This window comes from Tritonibacter sp. SIMBA_163, from assembly GCF_046535935.1.
Taxonomy (GTDB): Bacteria; Pseudomonadota; Alphaproteobacteria; order Rhodobacterales; family Rhodobacteraceae; genus Epibacterium; species Epibacterium scottomollicae.
Map to the genome: position 1 here is coordinate 1 of NZ_JAWJBP010001088.1, position 245 is coordinate 245.

The 245-nt window shown below is 58.4% G+C and carries 1 protein-coding gene; it reads left to right on the forward strand.

Annotated features, from left to right (window positions below; all coding sequences use genetic code 11):
- On the forward strand, positions 1 to 191 hold a 191-nt coding region (locus tag R0J92_RS25705; protein WP_411053773.1), incomplete at its 5' end, for a hypothetical protein.
- Between the last annotated feature and the right edge of the window lie 54 nt (positions 192 to 245).

Sequence of the window (245 nt, forward strand, 5' to 3'; positions counted from 1 at the left end):
CTGATCCGCACTGGTCTTTTTTTGATGCCAAGAAGATTAGCACGCCCGTCGTCGTGCCGGTGAGTCAATTGTGTAGCTCCGGAAATGCGCCGGCGACACAAGCGTTTGGAGGTGGCCCTCGGAATAATCCCTCCCAGCGGTCACACTATTCTCTGTTGAAGCCCTCCGATTTCGCGCTTGCGGGCGTGTGAAACCCGGGGCCTAATTTCCGGGTGAGCCGCTGATCGCCGGCTGCGTTTTGAGGG